Source organism: Paenibacillus sp. FSL R10-2796, from assembly GCF_037965315.1.
GTDB lineage: Bacteria > Bacillota > Bacilli > Paenibacillales > Paenibacillaceae > Paenibacillus_AQ > Paenibacillus_AQ odorifer.
Genome location: NZ_CP150178.1, coordinates 694,709 through 718,886 on the forward strand (window position 1 = coordinate 694,709; position 24,178 = coordinate 718,886).

General features: G+C 45.4%; 17 protein-coding genes. 14 read left to right on the forward strand and 3 right to left on the reverse strand.

Annotation, left to right across the window (positions count from 1 at the left end):
* Positions 1-11: 11 nt before the first annotated feature.
* The 14 genes from NST58_RS03280 (at position 12) to galU (ending at position 20,687) form a co-directional block, all read left to right on the forward strand.
* Entirely contained in the window at positions 12-989 is a 978-nt protein-coding gene (locus tag NST58_RS03280; RefSeq protein WP_081383334.1) for a sugar ABC transporter permease, read from the forward strand.
* Entirely contained in the window at positions 989-1,867 is an 879-nt protein-coding gene (locus NST58_RS03285) for a carbohydrate ABC transporter permease (RefSeq protein ID WP_081386388.1), read from the forward strand. The genes NST58_RS03280 and NST58_RS03285 overlap by 1 nt, the downstream gene beginning before the upstream one ends.
* Positions 1,868-1,886: 19 nt before the next feature.
* Positions 1,887-8,261 (forward strand): S-layer homology domain-containing protein, encoded by a 6,375-nt coding sequence (locus tag NST58_RS03290; RefSeq protein ID WP_339246212.1) that lies wholly within the window; start codon positions 1,887-1,889, stop codon positions 8,259-8,261.
* An 897-nt stretch (positions 8,262-9,158) separates the two neighbouring features.
* Positions 9,159-10,709 carry a spore germination protein gene (locus tag NST58_RS03295; protein ID WP_139331104.1) on the forward strand — a complete coding sequence of 517 codons (1,551 nt, stop codon included), beginning with the start codon at positions 9,159-9,161 and terminating at the stop codon, positions 10,707-10,709.
* Entirely contained in the window at positions 10,706-11,863 is a 1,158-nt protein-coding gene (locus tag NST58_RS03300; RefSeq protein ID WP_076193734.1) for a Ger(x)C family spore germination protein, read from the forward strand. The genes NST58_RS03295 and NST58_RS03300 overlap by 4 nt, the downstream gene beginning before the upstream one ends.
* Before the next feature lie 240 nt (positions 11,864-12,103).
* The gene (locus NST58_RS03305; RefSeq protein WP_076303404.1) at positions 12,104-13,216 is read left to right on the forward strand and encodes an endospore germination permease; all 1,113 of its coding nucleotides are present in this window, start codon (positions 12,104-12,106) and stop codon (positions 13,214-13,216) included.
* 240 nt (positions 13,217-13,456) lie between these two features.
* Complete coding sequence (locus NST58_RS03310; RefSeq protein ID WP_076186261.1) at positions 13,457-13,975, forward strand: DJ-1/PfpI family protein; 519 nt, start codon at positions 13,457-13,459, stop codon at positions 13,973-13,975.
* Positions 13,976-13,998: 23 nt separating this feature from the next.
* Positions 13,999-14,622: a hypothetical protein gene (locus NST58_RS03315; RefSeq protein WP_339246218.1), complete on the forward strand. Its 624-nt coding sequence runs from the start codon at positions 13,999-14,001 to the stop codon at positions 14,620-14,622.
* A gap of 21 nt (positions 14,623-14,643) precedes the next feature.
* Positions 14,644-14,940, forward strand: a complete 297-nt coding sequence (locus NST58_RS03320) for an antibiotic biosynthesis monooxygenase (protein ID WP_036676767.1) — start codon at positions 14,644-14,646, stop codon at positions 14,938-14,940.
* Positions 14,941-14,954: 14 nt separating this feature from the next.
* A complete protein-coding gene (locus NST58_RS03325) occupies positions 14,955-15,773 on the forward strand; it encodes an aminoglycoside phosphotransferase family protein (protein ID WP_076186267.1) in 819 nt (272 codons plus the stop codon).
* 28 nt (positions 15,774-15,801) lie between these two features.
* Positions 15,802-16,347, forward strand: a complete 546-nt coding sequence (locus NST58_RS03330; RefSeq protein WP_076186269.1) for a DUF1697 domain-containing protein — start codon at positions 15,802-15,804, stop codon at positions 16,345-16,347.
* Positions 16,348-16,553: 206 nt separating this feature from the next.
* On the forward strand, positions 16,554-18,683 hold the full coding sequence (locus NST58_RS03335; protein ID WP_339246220.1) for a glycosyltransferase family 39 protein: 2,130 nt from the start codon (positions 16,554-16,556) through the stop codon (positions 18,681-18,683).
* 78 nt (positions 18,684-18,761) lie between these two features.
* Positions 18,762-19,748, forward strand: a complete 987-nt coding sequence (locus NST58_RS03340; RefSeq protein WP_076138397.1) for a glycosyltransferase family 2 protein — start codon at positions 18,762-18,764, stop codon at positions 19,746-19,748.
* Between the two features lie 18 nt (positions 19,749-19,766).
* Positions 19,767-20,687, forward strand: coding sequence for a UTP--glucose-1-phosphate uridylyltransferase GalU (gene galU, locus NST58_RS03345; protein ID WP_175617382.1), 921 nt, complete (start codon positions 19,767-19,769; stop codon positions 20,685-20,687).
* A 390-nt stretch (positions 20,688-21,077) separates the two neighbouring features.
* Here galU and NST58_RS03350 read toward each other — a convergent pair whose 3' ends face one another.
* The 3 genes from NST58_RS03350 to NST58_RS03360 form a co-directional block, all read right to left on the reverse strand.
* Positions 21,078-21,644, reverse strand: coding sequence for an FAD-dependent oxidoreductase (locus NST58_RS03350; protein WP_036676776.1), 567 nt, complete (start codon positions 21,642-21,644; stop codon positions 21,078-21,080).
* 61 nt (positions 21,645-21,705) lie between these two features.
* On the reverse strand, positions 21,706-23,289 hold the full coding sequence (locus tag NST58_RS03355; protein ID WP_076186276.1) for a HAMP domain-containing sensor histidine kinase: 1,584 nt from the start codon (positions 23,287-23,289) through the stop codon (positions 21,706-21,708).
* On the reverse strand, positions 23,286-23,969 hold the full coding sequence (locus NST58_RS03360) for a response regulator transcription factor (protein WP_038568592.1): 684 nt from the start codon (positions 23,967-23,969) through the stop codon (positions 23,286-23,288). Before NST58_RS03360 ends, NST58_RS03355 begins: the two co-directional genes overlap by 4 nt.
* Positions 23,970-24,178 lie beyond the last annotated feature (209 nt).

Genomic DNA, 24,178 nt, shown 5'->3' on the forward strand with positions numbered 1-24,178 from the left:
GGCTATTGCTTATGAACCCAGAGAGCAAAACCGAAACGGCTGCGGTCTATGTTAAAAAGCATGCCAGAGGTGTCACCAAAGAGGCGGTGGCTGGATATTTGTTTGCAGCACCGGCCATTATTGGATTTTTGGTATTGACGCTTTATCCGATGTTGGCCAGTTTGTTTTACAGCTTTCATAAAATAACGATTATGAGCGGAAGCCAAGTTATGGAGTGGATTGGACTGGATAATTTCCGGTACATATTCACCAATACCAGCTCCGAATTCAAAAAATCCATAACGGTAACCTTGATTTATGCCTTCATTAACGTGGCGCTTGTAATCACCTTTTGTCTGATTGTTGCACTCTTATTGAACCGTAAATTTATCGGCAGAAACTTGATGCGGGCTATATTCTTTCTGCCGTCTGTAGTTCCGATGCTGGCGACAACAATTGTGTGGCAGATGCTTCTACAGAACCAAGCCAAGGGTGGATTGCTTAACTGGATTTTATTGCAGATAGGAATAGCCCCTGTTGATTTCCTGACAGATCCCATCCGTATTTTTGAGACATTGTTTATCATGAGCTTGTGGACCTGTGGTGGGACGATTGTTGTGTTCATCGCTACGCTGCAGGATGTTCCGGGAGAATTGCTGGAAGCTATCGAGATGGACGGGGGAAATGCTTGGCACAAGTTCCTCAAAGTAACCTATCCGACGATCAAGCCTGTCCTCTTTTTCCAATTGATTATGTGCATGATGACCTCTATCCAGATTTATACGCAAAGTGTGGTGTTGTCCAGAAATGGTGCACCCGATCGGATGACTTATTTTATCAACGTTATGATCTATGACCATTCATTTGTTCAGGTAGGGATGCGCGGTTTGGCGTCTGCTGAGGCATGGGTCGTCTTCCTAATCACTATGGCCATTACTGGTGTGCTGTTCTACTTCCAGGGCGCATTTAAAAGGGACGATTCGATGGGCAAAAGAAAGAAGGCGAGATAATGGCGGCTACCGCAATTATGAATTATACAAGTATCCAGAAAAAAAAGAAAAGAGCTAAAGCCATCAATACCGGGCTGATTCTGCTCTCCTGTATACTCGCAGTGGTGTTTGCTTTTCCGCTTTATTGGCTGCTGCGAGGTGCCTTCGTGAGCCATACAGAAATACTGGCGCGGCCGCCTGTGTTTTTCCCCGAGTCACTAAATGTCGATAATTTTCGGCTTGGATTGGAACGTATTCAGTTCCTGCGGCAGCTCTGGAATTCAGTTTCGATTGTAGTTCCTTATGTGATCGGGACGGTGCTGACGACAAGCTTTGCTGGGTATGCCTTTGCTAAGCTGAACTTTCCGCTGCGCGGGATGTGGTTCGTGCTGGTCATCAGTACGATGATGCTGCCTAGTGCCGTAACCCTGCTGCCACAATATTCTCTGTACACTTCTTTGGGACTAGCTGGCAAACCTGCTCTTATTATTCCGGCCTTTTTCTGTGCAGGCGGCAACGCGTATTTTGTCTTTTTGCTCCGGCAATTTTTCATGACGATTCCACTAGAACTCAGTGAAGCTGCCAAGATTGACGGTGCGGGTTATTTCCGTATCTACTCCCGCATCATGCTGCCGCTTATACGTCCCGCAATGATTGTTGTGGCGTTGTTCAGCTTTATCAACTGTTGGAATGAATTTTTCTACACCATGATTTATTTAAAGACTGAAGCAGATTATACGCTGCCTATGGGCTTGTATATTGTGAACGGGATGCGCATTCCGAACTATGAACAGGTCATGGCACTGGCGCTCGTCGTTACAGCTCCTTGTCTAGTATTTTTCTTGATCGGCAACAAATATTTTGTTGAGGGCATTACATTAACAGGAATCAAGGGATAAAAAGGAGGAATTCATCCAAATGTCAAGTCATAAATGGCCCAGAAGAGCTTCTGTAGCGGCATTATGCGCGGCTGTGGTATTAAATGCAGGGATTGTTCCCGTATCGGCTAACTACACGACTGATTTCTATCATGAAGGTGTAGGCACCGATTACGGGCAGGCGAAGTGGAAGGATAATTCTATTGTTAAGGAAGGCGTTAATTTCAGCGATGTCACCGTCGGAGAAATGATGCAGGCAATTGAAGCTTTTGATTTTGAGGCTTTTGCAAAAGATAATTCCGATTTGCCTTGGCTTGACGCCTTGCTAGTTAACGAAGGTGTCATTCCGGATGATGTCAACGACGAAGTTAGCGCCAATACTCTATTCAGCCGGGGAAGCGCTTTGTATATGAAAACTCAGGATAATACCAAACTGGGTTTTGTGGGAACAGTGCATTACGCGGATACTTTGAACAAGGACACGATGTATAACATCACCCTTTCTACAGGAGACTTGGCGGAACAGAAAAATGTGCGGAAGAACTACCCGAGTCATGAGAATCAGACCTACACAAGCGGAGGCCTGGAGATTAACCAGCGGAAATTTATTTCCAGCTATAACAGTGCTGTAACGCTGCTTCAATTGAAGAATCCTACAGCCAGCGATATAACGTTGACGATGAAGGTTAAATCACCTTTCGTCTCAGCGGCTGAGGGTGATGAGCTGGTGGGTTACAGAGTGGCTGCTCCGCTAATGATAGGCAAAGCTGGGCAAAAGGTAGTTGAAGCAATGTCCTACGTGGATGTTCACCTGAGCGGAAACGGCATGAGTCCTTCCGGAAATGAACTGGTTAAAGAGATTACAGTGCCCGCCGGTGGCTCCGTTGACCAAAAGGTAGTCATGGGTTGGCTCGCGGATGAAATACCAGGCTCAAAGCTGCATTATGAGAGCTTTAAGGCTGCTGACAGCAATGATACAGCCTTCTCCGCACAGGTGCGGGAGTACAACGAGTGGTGGGCAGAGAACATTCCATATATCGATGTTCCCGATGAGAATGTGAAGAAGGTACTTTATTATCGTTGGTGGTGTAACCGCTTTAATTTGCTGGATGCCAACATTCCGGGCAATGACTGGCAGTTCCCGATGAACATGGAGGGCGTTCTCGGCTACAACAACGGGATTACGGTCAGTGTACCTTGGGCGATGCAGGATCTGAAATGGCTGCGTGATCCTTCCTACTTGTATGGAACCTGGCTGGCTCAAGGGGAATATTCCGAGAATAAGAACTATAAAAATAATCCCGGACGTCCTAACATCTGGACTTGGGATATGATGCAGAACACGTCGCAAGTAGGCTGGGATGCTTACAAGATTTACGGTGGTGGTCAGGAAATACTGAAGAAGTTCGCTGATTTTTCCGCCACTGATGTTACCGGCACACTTGAACATTTTAAAGGCACTAATCCAAATCTTGTTTATTATAACCATGGTCCGATTACAGGTAATGACGGAGATACCGTATCCATGCACTGGAATGGCAGTGGTAACTATGCCCGGCTGGATGGCTCTTCTACTACCTACGCCAATGCAGTGGCAACAGCGAAGATGTACGAGCAGCTTGGGGATACTGCGGGTGCAGCTAAAATGAACACTGTGGCGCAGAATATTAAGAATTCAATTCTGAATGAGATGTGGTACGACAAGGCTGACTTTGATGGTGACGGTGTGGCAGATACGAATGGTACAGGCAGCTTTTTGCACAAAAAAGTTGTGGGTGGTACTGATGTATTCAACCCTTGGCGGGATAATAACATGTTTGTCTTTAACTTTGGTGTAGTACCAACTGAAGGTGAAGAAGGATATGAGGCGAAATATTTATCCCAGTTGTCTGATTACGCAGATCCGAATTATTATCCGATCTTTCCTTTCTTTACAGCGGATCAGAACAGCATTATGAAGCGGGTGGAAGATTTTAAGAATGGCAAGACGGATGCCTTCGGTACAGACCAGTTCGCATGGTGTAACTTCGGCAACTATATTAATACCGTTCGTGCCTCTCTGCGCTATTATCCTATAGATAACATCAATAGTGACGTTTACAAAACACTGTTTGATTGGGGCGCTTGGTTGCATACAGTGGAGCCGGGCAATACGGACCACCTGGACTCTAATGAATTTTTCTGGCTGGAGGATTACTTCTTCGGCACGCCATGGACAAAAGACAATCCTCCTAACCCTAGTGGAGATATGGTACGGGCATGGATTCACCACGATACGCTTGGCATGATGAATTACACTGTGGTTGAAGATATGGCGGGTATTCAGCCACGGACAGATGACAAGATCGAGCTATGGCCGATTAATGTCGATTATGACTATTTTGCTGTAGATAACGTGCGTTATCATGATGCTAACTTATCTATCGTATGGCAGGATCCTGCTAAATACAGTGACAATCCTCATTATCAAGGTATTCCAGCAGGTTATTCGCTCTTCATTAATGATGAACTCGTAATGACAACTAACGAAATGTCCCATCTGATTTATGATACAGCTACTGGTAAGGTGGAAAAACCTTCAGGTGATGTAACTGGGGCTGTTGGCGACAACTCGAAGACACAGGTGTTATATGAAAAAGGCAGTGCTACGACACTTGCTGCGGCAGATCAAACATCCCTAGCCAGCAATGAGAAGACTGTCGATATGTTTAATAAAGCAGGCGTAGATATTGTTAATGACGGTATGAATCTGGCTGTTGCTTCAGGCACTACTGTTGAATCGACTTATATCAAGAGCGGTTCGAACATCCGCAACCTGGCGGACAATTCAACAATCGCATCGATTAATCATACGTCAAACACAGCTTTATTCGGAGGTTCGCCGAATTCCGTCGATACGGTTATTTTCAAATTTGGTGGAGTCCAGGCTGTGGACAATGTAAAAGTCTATTTCTATAATGACCGGCTTCTGAACGGTTATGGTACACCACAGACATTCGGTGTCGAATATCAGGATGCTGATGGAAGCTGGAAACCAGTGGAGGGGCAATTCCGCTATCCGGAGTATATTGCTTCCAACTATAACAATGTAGAGTTCCAAAAGGTTAACACTGTAGCGATTCGCATTCATGTGACGCATTCGCTGGAACTTGCGACCGCCATAAAGGAGATTCAGATCTACAACAATAATCTGGAGGTTAAGGCGGCTGCCAATCAGGCACCAAAGGTTTATCTAGAAACACCATTGAAGGTTGAGCAAAATGTGCCTCTGACGATTATGCCACAAATCGTTGATGATGGATTGCCAAGTGGCAAGCTGACTTATACCTGGGAGAAGATTTCAGGTGAAGGAGAAGTAGAGGAGACAGGGCTTGATAAGGCCATGCTGCAAGCAACCTTTAAGGCGACTGGTGAATATGAATACCGCCTGACTGTCAGCGATGGGGAACTTGAAACTGTCGTGAAGGTTCCAGTCACCGTATTTGTAGCTACTGCAGAACTGACAGAGATGATCGCTAAGTTTGCGGATCGGGATTCCGGCAGACTTGTCCGGAACAAGGATGATTTTACTGCGGCAACATGGCAAGAGCTGCAAGCTACACTGACTGCTGCCAAGGCATTGCTGGCTCAGGGAGAATATACACTGGAAGAGATCAAAGTGGCAACGGATCAAATGCGGATGGCGGTGGAGAACCTTAGATACAGAAATGCTGCCCTTTTGGCTACCCCTAGTGCCTCTTACACTTCGGCATGGGAGTCTGTATATGGCATTAATGATGGTTATATCCCTTATACTTCAGCAAGTATTTACAATAGCGAAGCAGAAACTCAGTATGGGAACTGGGGCGGTCCCGGTGAAAGCCACTGGCTACAACTGACCTGGAAAGAGCCCGTGACTTTGTCAGGCAGCTCCGTGTACTTCTATGATGATGAAGGCGGTGTACAGGTACCGGGAGATTACAGCTTCGAATATTGGGATAAGGATGCCGGAAAATACTTACCGGTAACGGGCCTGAGCGAGAAAGGCAAAGCAAGAAATGCATTTAACGAGGTAACCTTTGACGAGGTGAAGACGGATAAACTCCGTTTGATTCTTAATAAGCAGTCCACTAGTATTTGGACAGGCGTTAAGGAATGGCGGGCAATTTCGTCTAAGCCAGAAGGAGAAGTTCCTGCTCCCGGCGACCATGGTGCGATTGTAAGCATTGAACAGATTGCGGTGAGTACGACAGTTAACGTCGTGCCTAATCTTCCAGCTAAGGTTACGGTAACTTACGCCGATAAAACGACAGGCTTGGCAAGTGTGGTATGGGAGGAAATTCCCCTTAACAAACTCACCATTGCTACAGACTTCACTATATTTGGTAAAGTGGCGGGCACCGATATTGCTGCCAGCTGCCGCATCAGTGTGAGGTACGATAAATCTAAACTTAAAGCAGCCATTGATACAGCGGAAGATCCTTCGGTAAATGAAGAGAATTATACCGGAACGCCTGAGCAATGGGAGGCACTACGCATTGCACTAGAGGCTGCTAAAGCCACTTATGCAAATGACGGTGCTACCGATGGTGATATTAATGTGGCATATTCCAATTTGAAAAATGCCTTTGAAGCCTTACAGCCTGTCGAAGCTCATGATGCAACGATCAGCGGAATCACAATTCCGGGCGGATCTATTGATCAGGTAGCCAAAGAAATTATTTTACCGGATACGACTACACTTGATGAGCTGAAGGAAGGACTTACTGTTCCGGTAGGGGTTACCTTCGCTGTGTATGAACCCGATAGCATTACTATTGCGGGAGAAATTCAAACGGGTTACAAGGTCATTGTGACGGCACTGGATAAAACAACGACCAGAACGTATACCTTAACATTAGTTTCTGTAAATCCACCTCTCATAACGGCAGCCTTGGAGGAGAAGCTTAGAGCAATAGAGGCTCTGGATAAGAGCCTTTATGTAGAGGAGAGCTGGAATACTCTTGAGAAAGAGGTAGCACGTGCAGTGATGTTGCTGGAGAGTGGAACTGCTACTCAGGCAGACATTGATGAGGCATTAAGTCAGCTTACTGCGGCGGTTGCGGGCCTGAAGTTGCTTTCAGAAGCTACGCCAACACCTACGCCAACACCTGCACCGACAACGACACCAACGCCAACGGCAACGCCGAAACCAACAGAGGCACCGGGTACTTATGTGCCGGTAGCCACGGCAAAACCGTCGCCTAGCGCGTCTGCGACAGCTGCCCCTGCTGTAAGCAATGGTAAAATCGTTGTCCAGACGATCATCGGAGCAGATGGAAAATCATTGGCTGAACTCGCTGCCGCAGATGTTGAAAAGGCAGCAAAGGATGCAAAGGATGGTATTCTATCCATTGTCGTGAAACCTACCGGAAACGCGAAACAAATTGTAGTTGAGCTGCCACTGCAGTCACTGGCAGCAGCGGGGAATGTTAAATCCCTCAAGATTGATATAGGAACAGCAAGCATAATGCTGCCGGAAAATTTCCTGAAGACTTACAAAGATGCTAAGAACGGCAAACTTAAGCTTATTGTGGGCACTGGAGATATATCCGGATTGCCACTTTCGGTAAGCAGTCAGTTGAATGCAGGTACAATTAAAGACATCAGTCTTAGCGTAGATGGTGTGATTATTCCAGGCGATGTACTGAAGACATCGGGGATCAAGCTGGCACTTCCTTATACGCTGAAGTCTGGTGAGAAAGCACATAAAGTAGTGGTTTATTACTTGAACAGTAATCAGCAACTAGAGATCGTTAAGAACGGAAGATTTAATACAGGAACACAGATGCTTGAGTTAAATTTGCAACAGCTTGGCAGTTATGTAGTGGTTCACTCGAATGTTTCATTCAAAGATACCGCTACAGCTAATTGGGCGGTAAACAGTATTGAAGCACTCGCAGCACGAGGCGCAATCCAAGGGATGGATGCTGAACACTTTAATCCAAGTGGAAATGTGACCCGTGCAGAATTCATCAAAATATTGATGAACGCTTTTGATTTACTAGATGAGACGGCTGTAAGCACATTTACAGACGTTAAGGATGGGGCATGGTATGCCAGTCCGATTGCGAGCGCTCAAAAGCTCGGTATTGTTAAAGGCAAAGCGGATGGCAACTTTGGTGCAAGCGAGGAGATTACTCGTCAGGAAATGGCGGTCATGATTTATCGTTTGGCTCAGACGATTAATATCCCATTGACTGACGGAACAAATGCTTCTGGTGAAGCATTCTCTGATGTGAACCAGTTGTCTGCGGATGCAGCCAAAGCTGTAGAAGTGATGCGTATTAGTGGAATTATTAACGGTATGACATCCAACCAATTTGGACCAAACGGCAAGGCTACAAGAGCGCAAGCAGCGACCGTGATCTTCCGCCTGTTTGAGCAGCTTCAATAATCATGCAGCAATACAAGATATAAAAAAGACGCAGGTGTCCCGTAGTCATGATCATGACTGCTGGGCACCTGTGTTTTTTTGCTGCCAACCCCAAACACCTAATCTCATGCTCGTATCCACCACGCTCTTAAAACAAACTTTGCTTCATGGTATGTAATTTGCACGCAAGAGATCGCTAACGGACCCAGTAGCCCCTAAACGTTGCATTTATCGACTTTTGGTGTGCTATCGGACCCAATAGTCGCTATTGGCATGAAAATCGCCCGATTAGAGCCACTTTTGATGAGATAGCTGCACTGGAGTCCGAAAATGTGCCCAAAAGGCGGTAATTGAGCCAATAACGCCTCCTGAGTCCGTAAGCGTCTGAGGATGCACTCGGTGTTATCGTACCTAGATCTGTAAGTACTTGAGAGTGTGTTCGGTGTTATTGCGCTAGGTCAGTAAGCCCAAAGGATGAGTGTGACTCGGCGGCAACGGACCCAGTAGTCCCTAAACGTTGCATTTATCGACTTTTGGCGTGCTATCGGACTCCATAGTCGCTATTGGCATAAAAATCGCCCGAACAGAGCCACTTTGAATGAAATAGCTGCACTGGAGTCCGAAAATGTGCCCAAAAGGCGGTAATTGAGCCAATAACGCCTCCTGAGTCCGTAAGCGTCTGAGGATGTATGCGGTGTTGAGTGCCTGAGCCGAAAGTGTCTGAGGATGTATGCAGTGAGTCGCTCGCTATTGGCATGACCCCAAGGGCTGATTTAGTGACTTACCTGCGGAACCCAGCTTATGGAGCAGTCTCATTTTCTTTCTTGTTGATCCCTTTTCAGTATAATTTTGGCGGATAGGATTTGGAGAGACGGGGGATAATTTCTAGGAAACCTAATTCTGACAGGAGTGACTACTGTGGAGGAACGGCCAGCAGGTGGGAACAGCAATACGTCTCAAAAAAACACAAAATCTGAGCAGACTCTGAGTACGTCACTGGATGAAATGATGACTGTGTTTAGAGACATATTCAAGAACGATGGAACGCTTAGAATCAGAGTGTTTAGCAACATGTTTAGTGATAGTCTTCGCTTTGGATTAGTCTATGTTGACGGAATGGTTGACAAACATATGATCCAAGAGGGGATTATCAAGCCCGTCATGGCATTTGATTTTACCGAAAAGGATTGTGGCAATAAAGCCGAGCTGATGGAGAACATCCGGACGCAGGTCATTAGTATTAGCGATGTGGTTGCCTCTGAGAATTTTGATGAAATGATCTATGCGATTATAGCTGGCAAGACCTTACTGTTGATGGACGGTTATGCCGGTGTTCTGAACATTGGTGCACAGGGTTGGGAGACAAAAGCTCTTGCGGAACCGGTGACCGAAAAAAGTGTCAAAGGTCCAAGGGAGGGATTTACGGAATCACTGTTAGTAAATCTCACTCTTATTCGGCGCAGGGTACAAGATTCCGAGTTGAAATTTGTTTTTAGTTCACTGGGAACACGGTCTAAAACACCGATATGTATCTGTTACATGGAGGGGTTAGCATCACCGGCTATTCTCAAAGAATTACAGAATCGAATGGAACAGATTGACATAGATCTTATTCTAGATACGGCATCTCTGGCGGAATTAATTAGAGACGAGCCCTATTCGCCCTTTGAAATGACAGGAAGTACAGAGCGCCCGGATGCTGTAGTCAGTAACATGATGGAGGGCAGAGTTGCCGTGCTCATTGAAGGCAGCCCGTTTGCAATGACTGTCCCCTATGTATTTGTAGAGAATTTTCAAGCCAGCTCGGATTATTACATTAACTTTTATTTTGGTTCCTTCAATCGAATGTTGAGAGTTTTTGGAGCTTTTTTGTCGATCAGTATACCTGCTCTTTACGTAGCTTTAGTTACCTATAGCCAGGAAATGATCCCAACCATGTTGTTGCTCAGTATTTCTACAGCAAGAGTAGCAGTCCCTTTTCCTACAATAGTAGAAGCGTTATTCATGTTAACTATATTTGAAATATTAAGAGAGGCGGGTGAGCGGATACCTACCTATATAGGACAGGCTATCAGTATCGTAGGCGCTCTCGTGTTAGGACAAGCAGCAGTAGAGGCTAGAATAGTTAGTGCTCCAATGATTATTGTAGTCGGTTTAACAGGAATCATGACGCTACTTAACCCTAGGTTGACCGGTCCTTTAATTATCGTAAGAACATTGCTGCTGGGTGCGAGTTTTTTTCTAGGGATATACGGTTATTTTCTTGGAATGCTTGGTTTAGTAGTTCATTTGATGAGTCTGCGTAGTTTTGGGGTTCCATACATGCTTGGAGTAGGCTCAATCCGTCCTCAGGACATTAAAGATACAGCGATCAGGGCGCCGTGGTGGCATATGTATCTGCGTCCGGCGTTAATTGGGGCACGAAATATGAGGAGAAAAGGTTCCAATAAAATAAGGAGAAGACCATGAGCAAGCTGAAAAGGATACTTCTGATTGTTACATCCATGATGCTTCTGATCTGCAATACAGGCTGCTGGAACTACTTTGAAATTGACGATATGTCGATTGTTGCCGGGGTCGCGATTGATAAGGGGAAAAAAGACGGTCAGTTATTGGTGACAACAGAGATTGTAGATACGAAGGAAGGAATGAAATCAAGTCAGGCTGGCTTCAAAATGATCACGCTCGCGGGCGAGACCATGTTTGATATTGTGAGGGGAATGATCTCGATCACTGGAAAAAAGTTATTTTGGAGCCATTCTAAGGCGATTATCCTTAGTGAGGAGATTGCAAGGGAGGGAGTCACCAAAGTAATAGATTGGTACAACAGGGATACGGAAACCCGATCGGATGTGTATATTTTTGTCGCTAAAGAGAAGTCGGCTCAAGAAATCATAAGTCTCAGCAGTTCGACTGAGAGTATTATGTCCTATGCACTTGCACAGCAGATGAGGACTGAGAAAAATGTAAGTACAGCGCCGGTTGTGGAAATTTGGGACTTCATAGATAAGCTCGAGGCTTCTGGTGAATATGCCATCGCTCCATTAATTTATGTTCATGAACAAAATAAGACGAAGAATGCACGAGTTAGCGGAACAGCTATTTTCAGGATGGATAAAATGATCGGTATGATCAGTGGCGAAGAAACGAAATACATGTTGTTTGCCAACAATCAAATCGAGGGAGGTGTGTTAATCGTAAAGGATGAAAGTGGAGAACCTGCCTTTTCCCTCGAAATTTTATCCAATCGTACAAAAATAAAACCTGTATGGATAAACGGTAAGCTCCAAATAAAGCTTAATACACTGACACACGCAGGACTGGACGAGGTTAAATCTTCGGGGGAATTCAATAATCTGGACAGCAAGAAGACTATAGAAAGGTGGGCTGAAAAAGAACTGGAGGAGCAGATTCTCTCCGTTATTCATAAGGTTCAGAAGGATTACCATGCAGATATTTTTGGATTTGGAGAGCTTCTTCATGAGAAAATGCCACGGACCTGGGAGAAAATCGAGAAAAACTGGGGGAAGGAATTTTCCAACGTAGAGATAGTAGTGAATTCCAAGGTGATTATCGAGAGCAGTGCACAAACGTCAAGGTCTATCAAGATTCATCAAAAATAGGTAATAAAATTGGTTGTTGTGGTCATATTTATCTATGCGGTAATTGTTTTGAGTGATCTTTATGGTCTATGGAAACAGGGGATGAAGCGGGATTTTTATGTTTCTTCCGCACTATGTCTGGTATCATTCTGTATTGCTTTTGCATTGGCAATGAGATGGTCACTCCCTAGTCCTTCACCATACCTAGAACACTGGATTAAGATGCTATTTTAGGGGACAAGCCTAAAGGGAGAATAGAGTATGAACAAAGAGATCGTATCAACAGGGCATGCTATTAGTATTGCTGTCTTGTTTATTATGGGGACTTCAATATTTATGGGTGTGCCGGGAGAATCCGGTAACAGTAACTGGATCGCCGTATTATTAGCCATGGTACTGGTGGTCCCACTGCTGCTGATATATGCCAGACTACACATCTTATTACCAGGCAAGGATCTATTTGATATGTTGATTACCGTGTTTGGAGGCGTCTTGGGTCGAATCATTTCTTGTCTCTATATTTGGTATACCTTTCATCTAGGGACACTAATTCTTAGGGTTTTTGGAGAATTCAGTAGATCCGTTACTTTAACCGAAACACCAATGATAGCACCTATGGCATGTCTTGGACTGTTGTGTATATGGATAGTTAAGGCTGGGATTGAAGTGCTGGGGAGAAGTTCTAAGCTTCTATTACTGTTCGCAATATTTGTTAATCTAGTCATTGTCACCTTAGCTTTTTCCAAAATGGAATATCATCACCTACTTCCGCTGTTGGATAAAGGCTGGAAGCCATTATTTAACGATACGCTGGGCACATTTTCTTTTCCATTTGCAGAGGTTGTAGTCTTTCTGGGGGTATTCGGTAATTTATCGAAGAAGAGCTCAGCGAAGAAGGTATTATTTGGTGGCGTAGCGATTGCTGGGGCAATTATTATTATGGCTACACTACGGAACCTATTGATGCTGGGTCCTGAGGTCTTGTCTAGTTTATATTTTCCGGCTTATGTGTCTGCAGGGCGTATTAATGTAGGAGATTTTTTGACCCGAATTGAAGCGTCATCGGCAGTGGCTTTTGTAATCACAACATTTATAAAAGGAAGTTTATGCCTTTACGTATCTTGCATTGGAGTAGCTAAAGTATTCAAGCTCAAGAGTTACCGCTCCGTTGTGCTTCAGATGGGACTACTCATGATCTATTTTGCGGATTTTGTGTACAAGGATATTATGGAAATGTACTATTTCTCTTACCATATTTATAAAATATACGCCTTTCCTTTCCAGGTGATTATTCCGTTGATATTATGGATTTGCGCTGAAATTGTTGTGAGCCGAGGTAAAAATAAACAGATAGCGCCGCAGTCGCAGCAATAGCTCTAAATAGGAGGATACAGGTGTCTCGTGAGCCATAAAAAGTGGCTGTTGGGATGCTTGTGTCCTTTTTGTTATGAGTAATTAGGTGAAATCCCACATTCGGAATCTTAGCGGAGCGCATAGTTGTTATTGATTAGCGTCCTCTGAGTCCGTAAGTTTCAGGAGAGGGCGATGATGCTATAATGATAGATACATAGAATAGAGATTACTTTTTTTGAGAACAGGGGAGCTGATCTATCATTGAATACATATATTCTTATATATGATAGCTTTGTGCAGTTTGAGGTTACATTGGCAGCTTATTTTATGAAAACAAAGGGTGAGGTTTATACCTTAGGTTTGGAAGATAAGGCGTTAATCTCCTGCGAGGGTTTTTCTGTGAATCCATCCGTATTGGTTGAAAATGTGGACGTTAGCACCATAGATTTATTGATTATCCCTGGTGGGGAAACAGATAATTTAATAGGGCAGGAGGCTCTATTAGATTTAATCAGAAGCCTGAATGGAGCAGGCAAAGTCATCGCGGGCATTTGCGGTGGGGTATCCATTCTTAAGGCAGCCGGAGTACTGGATGGTAAGGTTTATGTGGACAATGAATCTGGCGTATCTAACGTCGTTGTCGATGGAACAATCATTACCGCTAAGCCGAATGGATATGTAGATTTTGCGCTTGAAATTGGGCGAGTAATGAGTATCTATAAAGATGAGGCAGATTTGCAAGAAACGATAGATTTCTTTAAACATTTTAAATCCGTTTAAGGAGTAGAAGAGGGGAAACATGTATGAACGTTAGCAATATCATTATGTCCTCTTATTGGGGTAGAGAGGTTAAACATAAATATATCACCCAAGGGTCCAAAGCGCTGGCTGTTATTTTTCCGGGTAAAAATTATTCAGTTGATCGCTCTCTGCTGGATTATGCGGCTAAAGCTGCCCGGGAGCATAATTGTGATGTTCTGCTTTTAGAATATGGTTACCAGAGTGCTAGGGTGGATTTCAAGCGTGAAGAAATGAGTATTATCATTGAGGAATGTAAAGCCGTGATTGCTTCTCTGCCGGATTATAAGAGGTTTCTTTTTATAAGTAAAAGCATGGGAGCTGTTATTGCAGGTAGAATAGCTGAAGAGCTAGAAATACAGAAGAAGACGTCTCATCTATATATCACCCCGTTGCCTGAGGCGGTGCCGCTGATTCAGCGGAGTCGGGGGACTGTAATTTATGGTGGCAGTGACCCCTTATTTGGTGAAGAGCATTCGGGTGAAATTAGTGGGCTGAATCATTTGAAGGTGTATAGAATCGATGATGCCAATCATTCGCTGGAGGTAGGCAGTGTCAACGAGTCACTAGCAATACTGCTGGTCATCATTAATTTCTATCATGAATTTTTCCGGGATGCTTTAAATTAATAACTTTAGGAGATGATGAGTGTGATTTTGGAAGCTGCGATGCTGCAAGTGAAGCCTGGTTTGACTACTGAATTTGAGCAAAGCTTCAAGGAGGCATCAAGCTTAATCTCCTCGATAGAAGGTTATATGGGCCATGAATTACAACATTGCTTGGAGGATGATCATAAGTATCTGTTGCTGGTGAAGTGGAGAACGCTTGAAGACCACACTGTTGGATTTAGAGAATCCAGCCAATATCAGGAATGGAAAGCACTCCTTCACCATTACTACGACCCATTTCCGGTAGTTGAGCATTTTACCCGCATTAATCTGGACTAAATGGAGGATACCGAATGAAGGCCAAGCTTGTTGGGGAAGGCAGAACAGCGGAGATCTGGCAGCATGACGATCAGAGGATTCTTAAATTGTATCGGGAGGATATAGCAGAGCAACACGTCAGCCGGGAATATAAAATCAGCCAGTTTGTACATGCGCGGGGTGTTCGGACCCCCCAGCCTTTTGAGCTTATTTCTGAACAGAATCGACAAGGTATCGTTTTTCAACAAATTCAGGGTCCCTCTTTACTAAAGGTGATGGGTGAGAAGCCTTGGAAAGTTACCCAATATGCCAGGCTGATGGCGGGGCTTCATTGTGATTTACATAAGCTTGAAACTACAGAGGAAATCGGCCAGCAAAAGGATATGCTGAAAAGTCAGATCATGGTTGCCCCTATGCTGAGCGAAGAGGAAAAATCCGTCATTTTGAAGTATCTGGAGAAGCTGCCGGAAGGCACTCGTTTATGTCATGGGGATTTTCATCCCGACAATGTGCTTATGGATGAACAGCTCTGGGTGATCGACTGGATGACGGGTGTAGTGGGAGAACCTGCTGGAGATGCTGCGCGTTCCGTAGTGATGTTCAGTTTGGGAGCTATGCCTCCGGGAGCTTCGGCCTTCTCCAAATTAATGTTAGGTTTTATAAGAAAAAGATTAACTAAGGGATACATTCAAGAGTATCTCAGATTATCAGGACACACTTATGAGGACGTAGACCGCTGGATTTTGCCGATCGCTGCCGCACGTCTGGTGGAGGGGCTTTCGCCTCCAGAGAAGGAGCTGCTGGTAAAAGAAGTTCGTAAACGTCTACACACCTTAGCCGCAGAGGTAAGCTGATCATGGCACAAAAACGGAGGCGTATTCTATGACTACCTATATAGCGCTGCTGCGTGGAATTAACGTCGGCGGGAACAAAATTATTAAAATGTTGGACCTGAAGGCGATGTTTCAGTCTCTTGGATTTGCAAATGTACGAACGTATATTCAGAGTGGAAATGTCGTTTTTGAGAGTGATGAAGGTTCGGTAAGCCTGCTTAGAGGAGTCATTGAACGTCAGATTCATGAGGTTTTTGGATTCGAGGTCTCTGTTATTATCCGTACTTTAGCAGAAATGGAGAATGTGATCGCTAACGATCCTTTTCAGCTGTCCGAGCCAGAGGAATTCAAAAGATGGTATGTTACTTTTTTACCAGCCGAGCCTTCAGGGGAAGCATTGGATAAACTGTGCACTTATGAGAATGGACCGGATAAAGTGCGTTTTGTCGGCAGAGAGATGTATATATTATATGAGGTCAGTGTGAGCCAATCATCGCTTTTTAAAGTCCCTTTTGACAAAATACTCGGGATGCCCATTACCGCACGCAACTGGAACACGGTGAATAAGCTTGTTGCCATAGGCAAGATGGAATAACATAGTTTGGATTGAACAGGGTACCGAAAGGCTCCACATTGTGGGGTCTTTTTTGCGTTCCGGCAGCCTCATTTATTCAGCAAACATTCAGCTTGCACTCATTGAGAGTTAAGGTATGGATGAAATAATACACCTACGGAAAGCTTGGGCCGGAGTTACAGAACTGCCGGCATATAGAATGATCAAGGGATAGGAGTGAAATGGAGATGAGTTTTGCTAGAAAAATAAGCTCGGATCTTATACTGTGGCTCATTTTAATACTCGCTGCTTTTTTGTACGGTTATGGAGTTTGGAATGACCACTATGTGAATACATACTACACCACTGCCGTGGGAAGTATGCTGCAAAACTTTCATAATTTCTTCTTCGCTTCACTCGACTCTGCAGGTTCAGTCACGGTGGATAAACCACCGGTCACCTTTTGGATTCAGACTCTTAGCGCACTCATTTTCGGGCTGCATGGCTGGAGTGTAATTTTACCTCAGGCGCTTGGGGGCGTGGGCTCCGTGTTGCTCGTATACCTTCTGGTAAAACCTACCTTTGGTAAAGCAGCAGCTCGTTTAGCAGCGCTGGCCATGGCAACAACTCCAGTAGCGGCGGCTGTTAGCCGGACGAATAACATTGATGCTTTGTTAGTATTCACGTTACTGTTGGCGGTTTGGTTTTTATTTAAAGGAACGAAGAGTAATAAGCTGGGCAGTCTCCTTGCCGCATTCGCTTTAATCGGTGTTGGGTTTAATGAGAAGATGTTGCAGGCTTATATGGTATTGCCGGCTTTTTATCTCTTTTATGTCTTGGCTGCGAAAGTGAACTGGAAGCGAAAAACTGGAGTATTAGCGGCCTCGACAGCTATATTACTCGTGGTCTCGTTATCCTGGGCAGTGATAGTGGATTCGATTCCCGCTAGTAAACGACCTTATATCGGCAGCAGCGGTACTAACTCCGTGCTCAATCTTGCCTTTGGTTATAATGGTGTCGCCCGATTGACGGGTGATCGGGGGACAGGTGGTGGCGGAGGTGGAATGCCTTCAATGAATGGTGGTGAGATGCCGAACATGAATGGCGAGATGCCAGCTATGAACGGTGAAAGACCCGCTATGAACGGGGCAGATGCTGAAAATGGTACGGATAGCGGACGTGGAGCATTTTCGGGTCGGCAAGGTATGAATTCAACCTCAGACAGTCAAAATGGCGCCGATGATGGAGGTTCTCCAGGGCAACCACCCGGCGGTGGAACAGATAATCAAAACCGGCAATTTGGTGGTGAAGGTGGGGGTCAAGGACAACGCGGCGGCATGAATGGCGGCGGAGGTGGAATGTTCAATACTGGAACCGCAGGTCCACTGCGCCTGTTCCAATCAGAGCTGTCAGGTCAGGCAAGCTGGATGCTGCCTTTTGTATTGTTTGGTTGTATTGGATTATTCGCTAATCTGCGGAGAAGGAACTTTACGCAAGGGCATAAAGAAGCTCTATTCTGGTTAGCATGGCTGGTGCCGGTGATGGGATTCTTCAGTATTGCGGGATTCTTCCATCAATATTATCTGGTGATGATGGCTCCGCCGATAGCCGCGCTGGTCGGTGCAGGCTGGTCAAAGCTCTGGAGTCTGTGTCGTGAGCACTCTGGTTGGCTGTCATGGCTATTGCCAGTTGCGACGCTGGTTACAGCAGTTTTTCAATGGTACATTATTCATCCTTATGACGATACGATTGGCAGGGGCTGGTCGATTGGCATTCTGGCTGCCGGTATAGTTGTTTCTTTGGTGCTGGTCGTTCTTAAAGGCAAGCAGAAGCCATTTGTTTTCTCGGCAAGTATTGTTGCTGTACTAGTATTGTTAATTGGCCCGCTCTACTGGGCAGCTACCCCAATTACTTATGGCCTGAATAGCCAAACCCCTGAAGCAGGACCAGGGAGCAGTGAGAGCAGAGGAGGAATGGGCGGCAATTCTAGCAACTTTGGGCGTAATAGCGCCACAAGTGCGAACGAGAGTCTGTTGTCCTATCTGGAGGAAAATAATACTGGGGAGCCTTATCTGTTTGCCGTATTGGATTATGGCACAGCAGCTCCTTATATCGTCGATAAGGGGGCATCGGTTGTTATTCTGAACGGTTTTTCCAATTCGGACACAGTATATACCACAGATACCCTAAAGGCGTTAGTAAAGAGTGGAAAGGTGAAATACTTCCTGCTGAGCAGCGGCGGTATGGGTAGTGGACGTGGAGGGAACTCTACGCTATCTACCTGGATTACCGACAATGGTACAGAGGTTCCAACAGCGGATTGGGCAGGAAACGATGCTGGTAACAGCGGAACGTTATACAAAGTTACAGTTAACTAGTTCAGTGTTTTAGAGTACGAAGCGTGCTAATACATTTGCAGGCACGCTTCAGCATTCAAATTAAAGGAGGAGCTGCTCATGAGTATCAACGTGCGCTATTCCATTATTATACCGATGTTTAATGAAGAGGCAGTCATTCAGGAAACGTATCGTCGTATTAAAAAAGTGATGGCAATGACGGAGGAAGTGTATGAGCTGATCTTCGTGAATGACGGCAGCACCGACAACTGTGCCCAGATGATCGAGGAATATAGCTACTGGGATGAGAGTGTGAAGCTGATCGATTTGTCACGTAACTTTGGACATCAGATCGCTATTACTGCCGGAATGGACTATGCCCTTGGGGATGCAGTTGTCATTATTGATGCTGATTTGCAAGACCCGCCTGAGCTGATCTTGGACATGATTGCGGAATGGAAGAAGGGGTATGAAGTTGTATATGCTAAGCGGGTGAAGCGAAACGGTGAATCCCTATTCAAAAAGTGGACGGCCAGCCTCTTTTATAGAATTCTGCGTTATTCAACCGATATTTCTATCCCTGTGGATACGGGTGATTTTCGGCTTATAGATCGTAGGGTCTGCGAAGAGCTCAAACGTCTACCGGAGAAAAACCGTTTCGTGCGCGGACTGGTCAGTTGGGTTGGTTTCCGTCAGAAGGCGATTGAATATGAACGGGATGAACGTCTGGCGGGGGAAACTAAATATCCACTAAAACGTATGATCAAGCTCTCTTTGGACGGAATCACCTCCTTTTCCTATAAGCCGCTGAAGCTGGCAGGATATTTGGGCGCACTGCTGTCGGCTTCTGGTTTTCTGTACCTTATGTATGTTTTGTACCTGGTGATTTTTACAGACTCAGTTGTTAAGGGTTGGGCTTCGATGATTGGAATTACGCTGACCTTCAACGGATTTGTACTCATTATGCTAGGAATACTAGGTGAGTATGTCGGCCGGATTTATGACGAAACTAAGGGACGTCCGCTTTATATTGTCCAAGAGTTCTATGAAGGTAAGGGGCAGCAAAAGAACATTCGTGAGCACCCTGTGACCCATCTCCGTAAATAAACTGCAAGGGAGGGATTCATGATGAAGATTAGAAAAGCTGTCATTCCCGCCGCGGGCTTAGGCACTCGTTTCCTGCCTGCCACTAAGGCTCAGCCAAAAGAAATGCTGCCCATTGTGGATAAACCAGCGATTCAATATATCGTAGAAGAAGCCGTCCGCTCTGGTATTGAAAGTATTATCATCGTGACCGGCCGCAATAAGAAGTCGATTGAAGATCATTTTGATAAATCGGTGGAGCTGGAGCAGACGCTTTTGGAAAAAGGGAAAGAGGATCTACTTCGTGAAGTCCAGCTAATCAGTGAGCTAGCGAGCATCCATTACATTAGGCAAAAAGAGCCGCTGGGACTAGGCCATGCCATCCTTTGTGCGGAACAATTTATCGGTGATGAACCTTTTGCTGTTTTGCTTGGTGACGATATTATGGTTTCGGAGGACCCGGCGCTGCTGCAGATGATGAGATTGTATGAGCAAGAGGAGCAGACTATCGTCGGTGTGCAGCAGGTGCCACGGCAGGAGGTTAACAAATATGGGATTATAGCCTCCAGCGGCTCACTAAATGGAGTTCATGAAGTAAAAGGATTGGTAGAGAAGCCCTCGCCTGAAACAGCACCTTCAGAATACGCCATTATGGGGCGATACATTTTGGAGCCTTCGATATTCTCAGTGCTGGCTAACCTCAAACGTGGAGCGGGCGGTGAATATCAACTGACGGATGCTTTGCACGAGGTATGCCGGCAAGAAGGCTTGCTGGCGCTGGATTTAATCGGGAAACGTTATGATATTGGTGATAAATTTGGTTACATTAAAGCCACACTGGAGGTAGGTTTGATGCGGGAGGATTTGCGCCCATTATTGGTTCCGTATTTGCAGGAGCTGGCTGCTAGTCTTAAGGGAAGAGAAGAAGAAGTGGATTCCTTGCATTGGAGTATACACAGTTGAGGGAGAGGAACTGTTTCAAACGATCATAACATCGGCTTCGGCGGTGGGATGAGGTTTTGAAGCAGTTTTTTTGCGTGTGGTGTTCAAAGGACGGTGAGGGACGAGCAAATAAGTGTACTTTATACAATTAAAAGTATGGGGGGACAGCTGCAAATCGATTTAGTTGTACTTGATACATCTATATCTTTACATTTTAGCTAGAATGCTCAGTTAGCCTGTTTTTAGTTGCATAAAATACACTTAAAACAGCCGTGTGGGTGTTATTGTATGAAATAGCTGCATCAAGTGCAGTTATTTTTAAATTTCGTAACTTGTTTCTCCTGGGTGACGAAAAAATCCGAAAGACCGATTCCTAAGAATCATCCTCCGGATTTATGTTTTGAGTATAGATTAAGCTTTCAGCACATCATGATCAACGTAACGCGCACCATTTAACTCGCTAATTACATTAATAGCTACCTTCGCACCATCGCCTGCGGTAATAATGGCATGTACACTTACTCCAGCAACAGTACCAGCTGCCCAAATGCCTGCGATATTCGTTTTGCCTTCAGCATCAACGGCTACTACAGTTTTGATTCTTGGCTCTGTACCATCCTTAGTCTCTACGCCAGCTTTGGCAGCTAGATCTGTAAGGGCGCCTGTGGCGAGAATGACATGTTTTGCTTCATAGATAATTCCATCTTCAGTTTCAATGACAAAACCATTGCCGCTGGAGGTGAGGTTGATAGCCTGTTCGGAAACCAGCTCAGCGCCAAATTTAACGGCTTGCTTGTGGCCGGTTTCGACCAGCTCAGGACCACCTACTTCGGAAATTCCATAAAAGTTCTCAAACCAACCTCTGCGGGTCATGCCCTTATCGTTGTCGATCAGCAGCGTTTTTTTGCCCGCCTTGGCGGCGAACAGGGCTGCGCTTGCACCGGCAGGACCGGCGCCAATTACGGCGATTTCGTACATGTATTTACCTCCTAAAAGTTTTGTGGAGCGATGCTCCAGTTCCTCTTAATTATAACGGTTGTTACTCTTCCTTGGCTAATCCTTCCTCGCAAGGCAGACTAACCGTAAACGTTGTGCCCTCGCCAACGGTGCTATTTACACTAATCTTGCCGTGATGTGCCTCGACAATAGATTTTGTAATGGAGAGACCCAACCCTGATCCGCCGTATTTACGTGTACGAGAGGAGTCACTGCGGTAGAATCGATCAAAGATATGTGGGATGTGCTCTCCGGGAATTCCGTAGCCATTATCCCGCACGCTTAATAGAGCTTGATTTCCTTCCGCTTGCAAAGAGAGATGAATGCTCCCTGTCGTGGCATTGGTATGCTGAACTGCATTGTGGAACAGATTCAGAATCACCTGCTTGAGCTTATAGGGATCATATTTACCACGGATGCCATAGGAGATATCAAAAGTAACTTTACGTTGATCTGCGAGCAAAAGCAGATGCGGCTTCATTTCGTGAATTACCTCGCTGAGAATCAGATCAGTCATCTGCAGTTGTGGAGCTCCATCCATTCGAGCGAGCAGTAGCAGATCCTCGACCAGCTTGTTGATCCGTTTCGATTCACCATGCATGCTTCGCAACGAGTTATATAACTGTTCTTTATTATCGGCGGCGCCCCGCAGCAAGACCTCAAGAAAACCGTGTATTGAGGTAAGCGGAGTTCTAAGCTCGTGGGAAGCATCGGCAGCGAACCTGCGCATCTGCTCCTTGGCCTCCCGTTCATTATGAAAGGATATTTCGAGACGTTCGAGCATACCATTGAATGAATGAGCAAGCTTGTCGATCTCGGCCTGTCCTTGGTCAACTGGAAACCGAATGTCCAAATTACCGGCATTAATGATCTCAGCCGATTCTCCCATATTAGATAGAGGAACTAACGTCTTTCGCAGGGCCGGTAAGTATAGGAATAATCCAGTCAATAAAGCAATCACTGACAAACCTGCGTAGATTAGCAGCTGCTGCATTATCACATCCGTCAATGGCCCTGTGCTCACACTCATTTGCAGCAGCAATCTAGTATTTCCAGGTCTATAAAGATTCATGAATATAGCTAGATGTTCAGTTCCGTCTTCAGCTTGGATGAGCTTGTAATTTCCTGTTGCCCTATCCGTGGTGTGAATCAGCAGCGCATCGTATTGCTCATTGGTCAGCCTGGGTGCTGCTATATCTGAGAGGGTTAATTGCTGTAAATCCCTGAAGGTGCCATCCGAGCTGTACATGGCGAGAGTTGTATGGGCATCAAGCAGAAGCGGGCGCCGGTTCTCGCCAGTTCGCAGCCCACTTGGCATTTTATTCATGTCTTCTCTTTCCAACGGGAAATTGCTGTTAAACTCGTTGTTCGTGTCATTTATACCTGTGCTGTCCTCGTCATAGGAATTAAAAAAGTTAAAAAACATCTCACGGGGGACAGAACGTATTTGCGCTTCCATAGACTCGGCTCTATTGCTGTATATAAAATCTCGCATAAGGATATATTGTAAGACTCCAATTAGCAGCAGCAATCCTGATAGAATAAGCAGCGATGTGGCAAGCAGCTGTTTACGCAAGGAACGTGGTGCAGGCAGTCTGCGAAGCCATCTGAAGATGGGAGTGCTCATAGATCCACCCGGTAGCCTGCGCCCCGCAGGGTACGGATAATACGGTGCTCCTTATCTCCGAGCTTCTCACGAAGCGAACGGATATAGACCTCAACAATATTTTCCTCACCGCCAAAATCATAGCCCCACACTTTATCAAGAATCATAGGCTTGCTGAGTACAAGGCCGTGATTGATAACGAGATACTGTAATAACTCGTATTCCGTAGGGGAGAGTTCAAGTACTTCCTCCCTGAAGCGAATTTCCTTTCGTCGACTGTCAATTCGGAAAGGACCGCAGCGGACCTCACCTAGCAGCCCCGGAAACTGATTCCGCAGCCGCGCTTGGATCCGCGCTAGTAATTCATCAAAGCTGAAGGGCTTGACCATATAGTCGTCAGCACCAATAGATAGTCCTTTTACGCGATCATCCACTTCGTCTTTTGCAGTAAGCATGATGACAGCTACCTCTGTCTCTTCTGAGCGCAGATAGTGACATACCTCGAATCCATCCATACCCGGCATCATAACATCCAGGATAGCTACATGGGGCTTGAATTCAGCTGCAATCGAAATGGCGCTTAGCCCGTCCGACGCGGTTCGTACTTCAAAACCTTCGTTAAGGAGACCCAGCTCCAGGAACTGTAATATATGAGGCTCATCATCTACGAGCAGAAGTCGAACTCCTTGTACTGCTTTCATCATAGGTTCCTCCAAATCGGTGATAGATAGCTTCATTATGCCATATCCGGTTGAATGTTTGCTGAAGACCGAATGATTCTTTTTCTAGAATAAATGAGTGAATTTCTTTCACATGGCTTTAAATTGGTTAATCTAGTTATAAGGAATATTAACGTGTTTAATGACAAACAGGGTTAAAAATTCCGGATTTTCGGAATTGCGATAAAGGG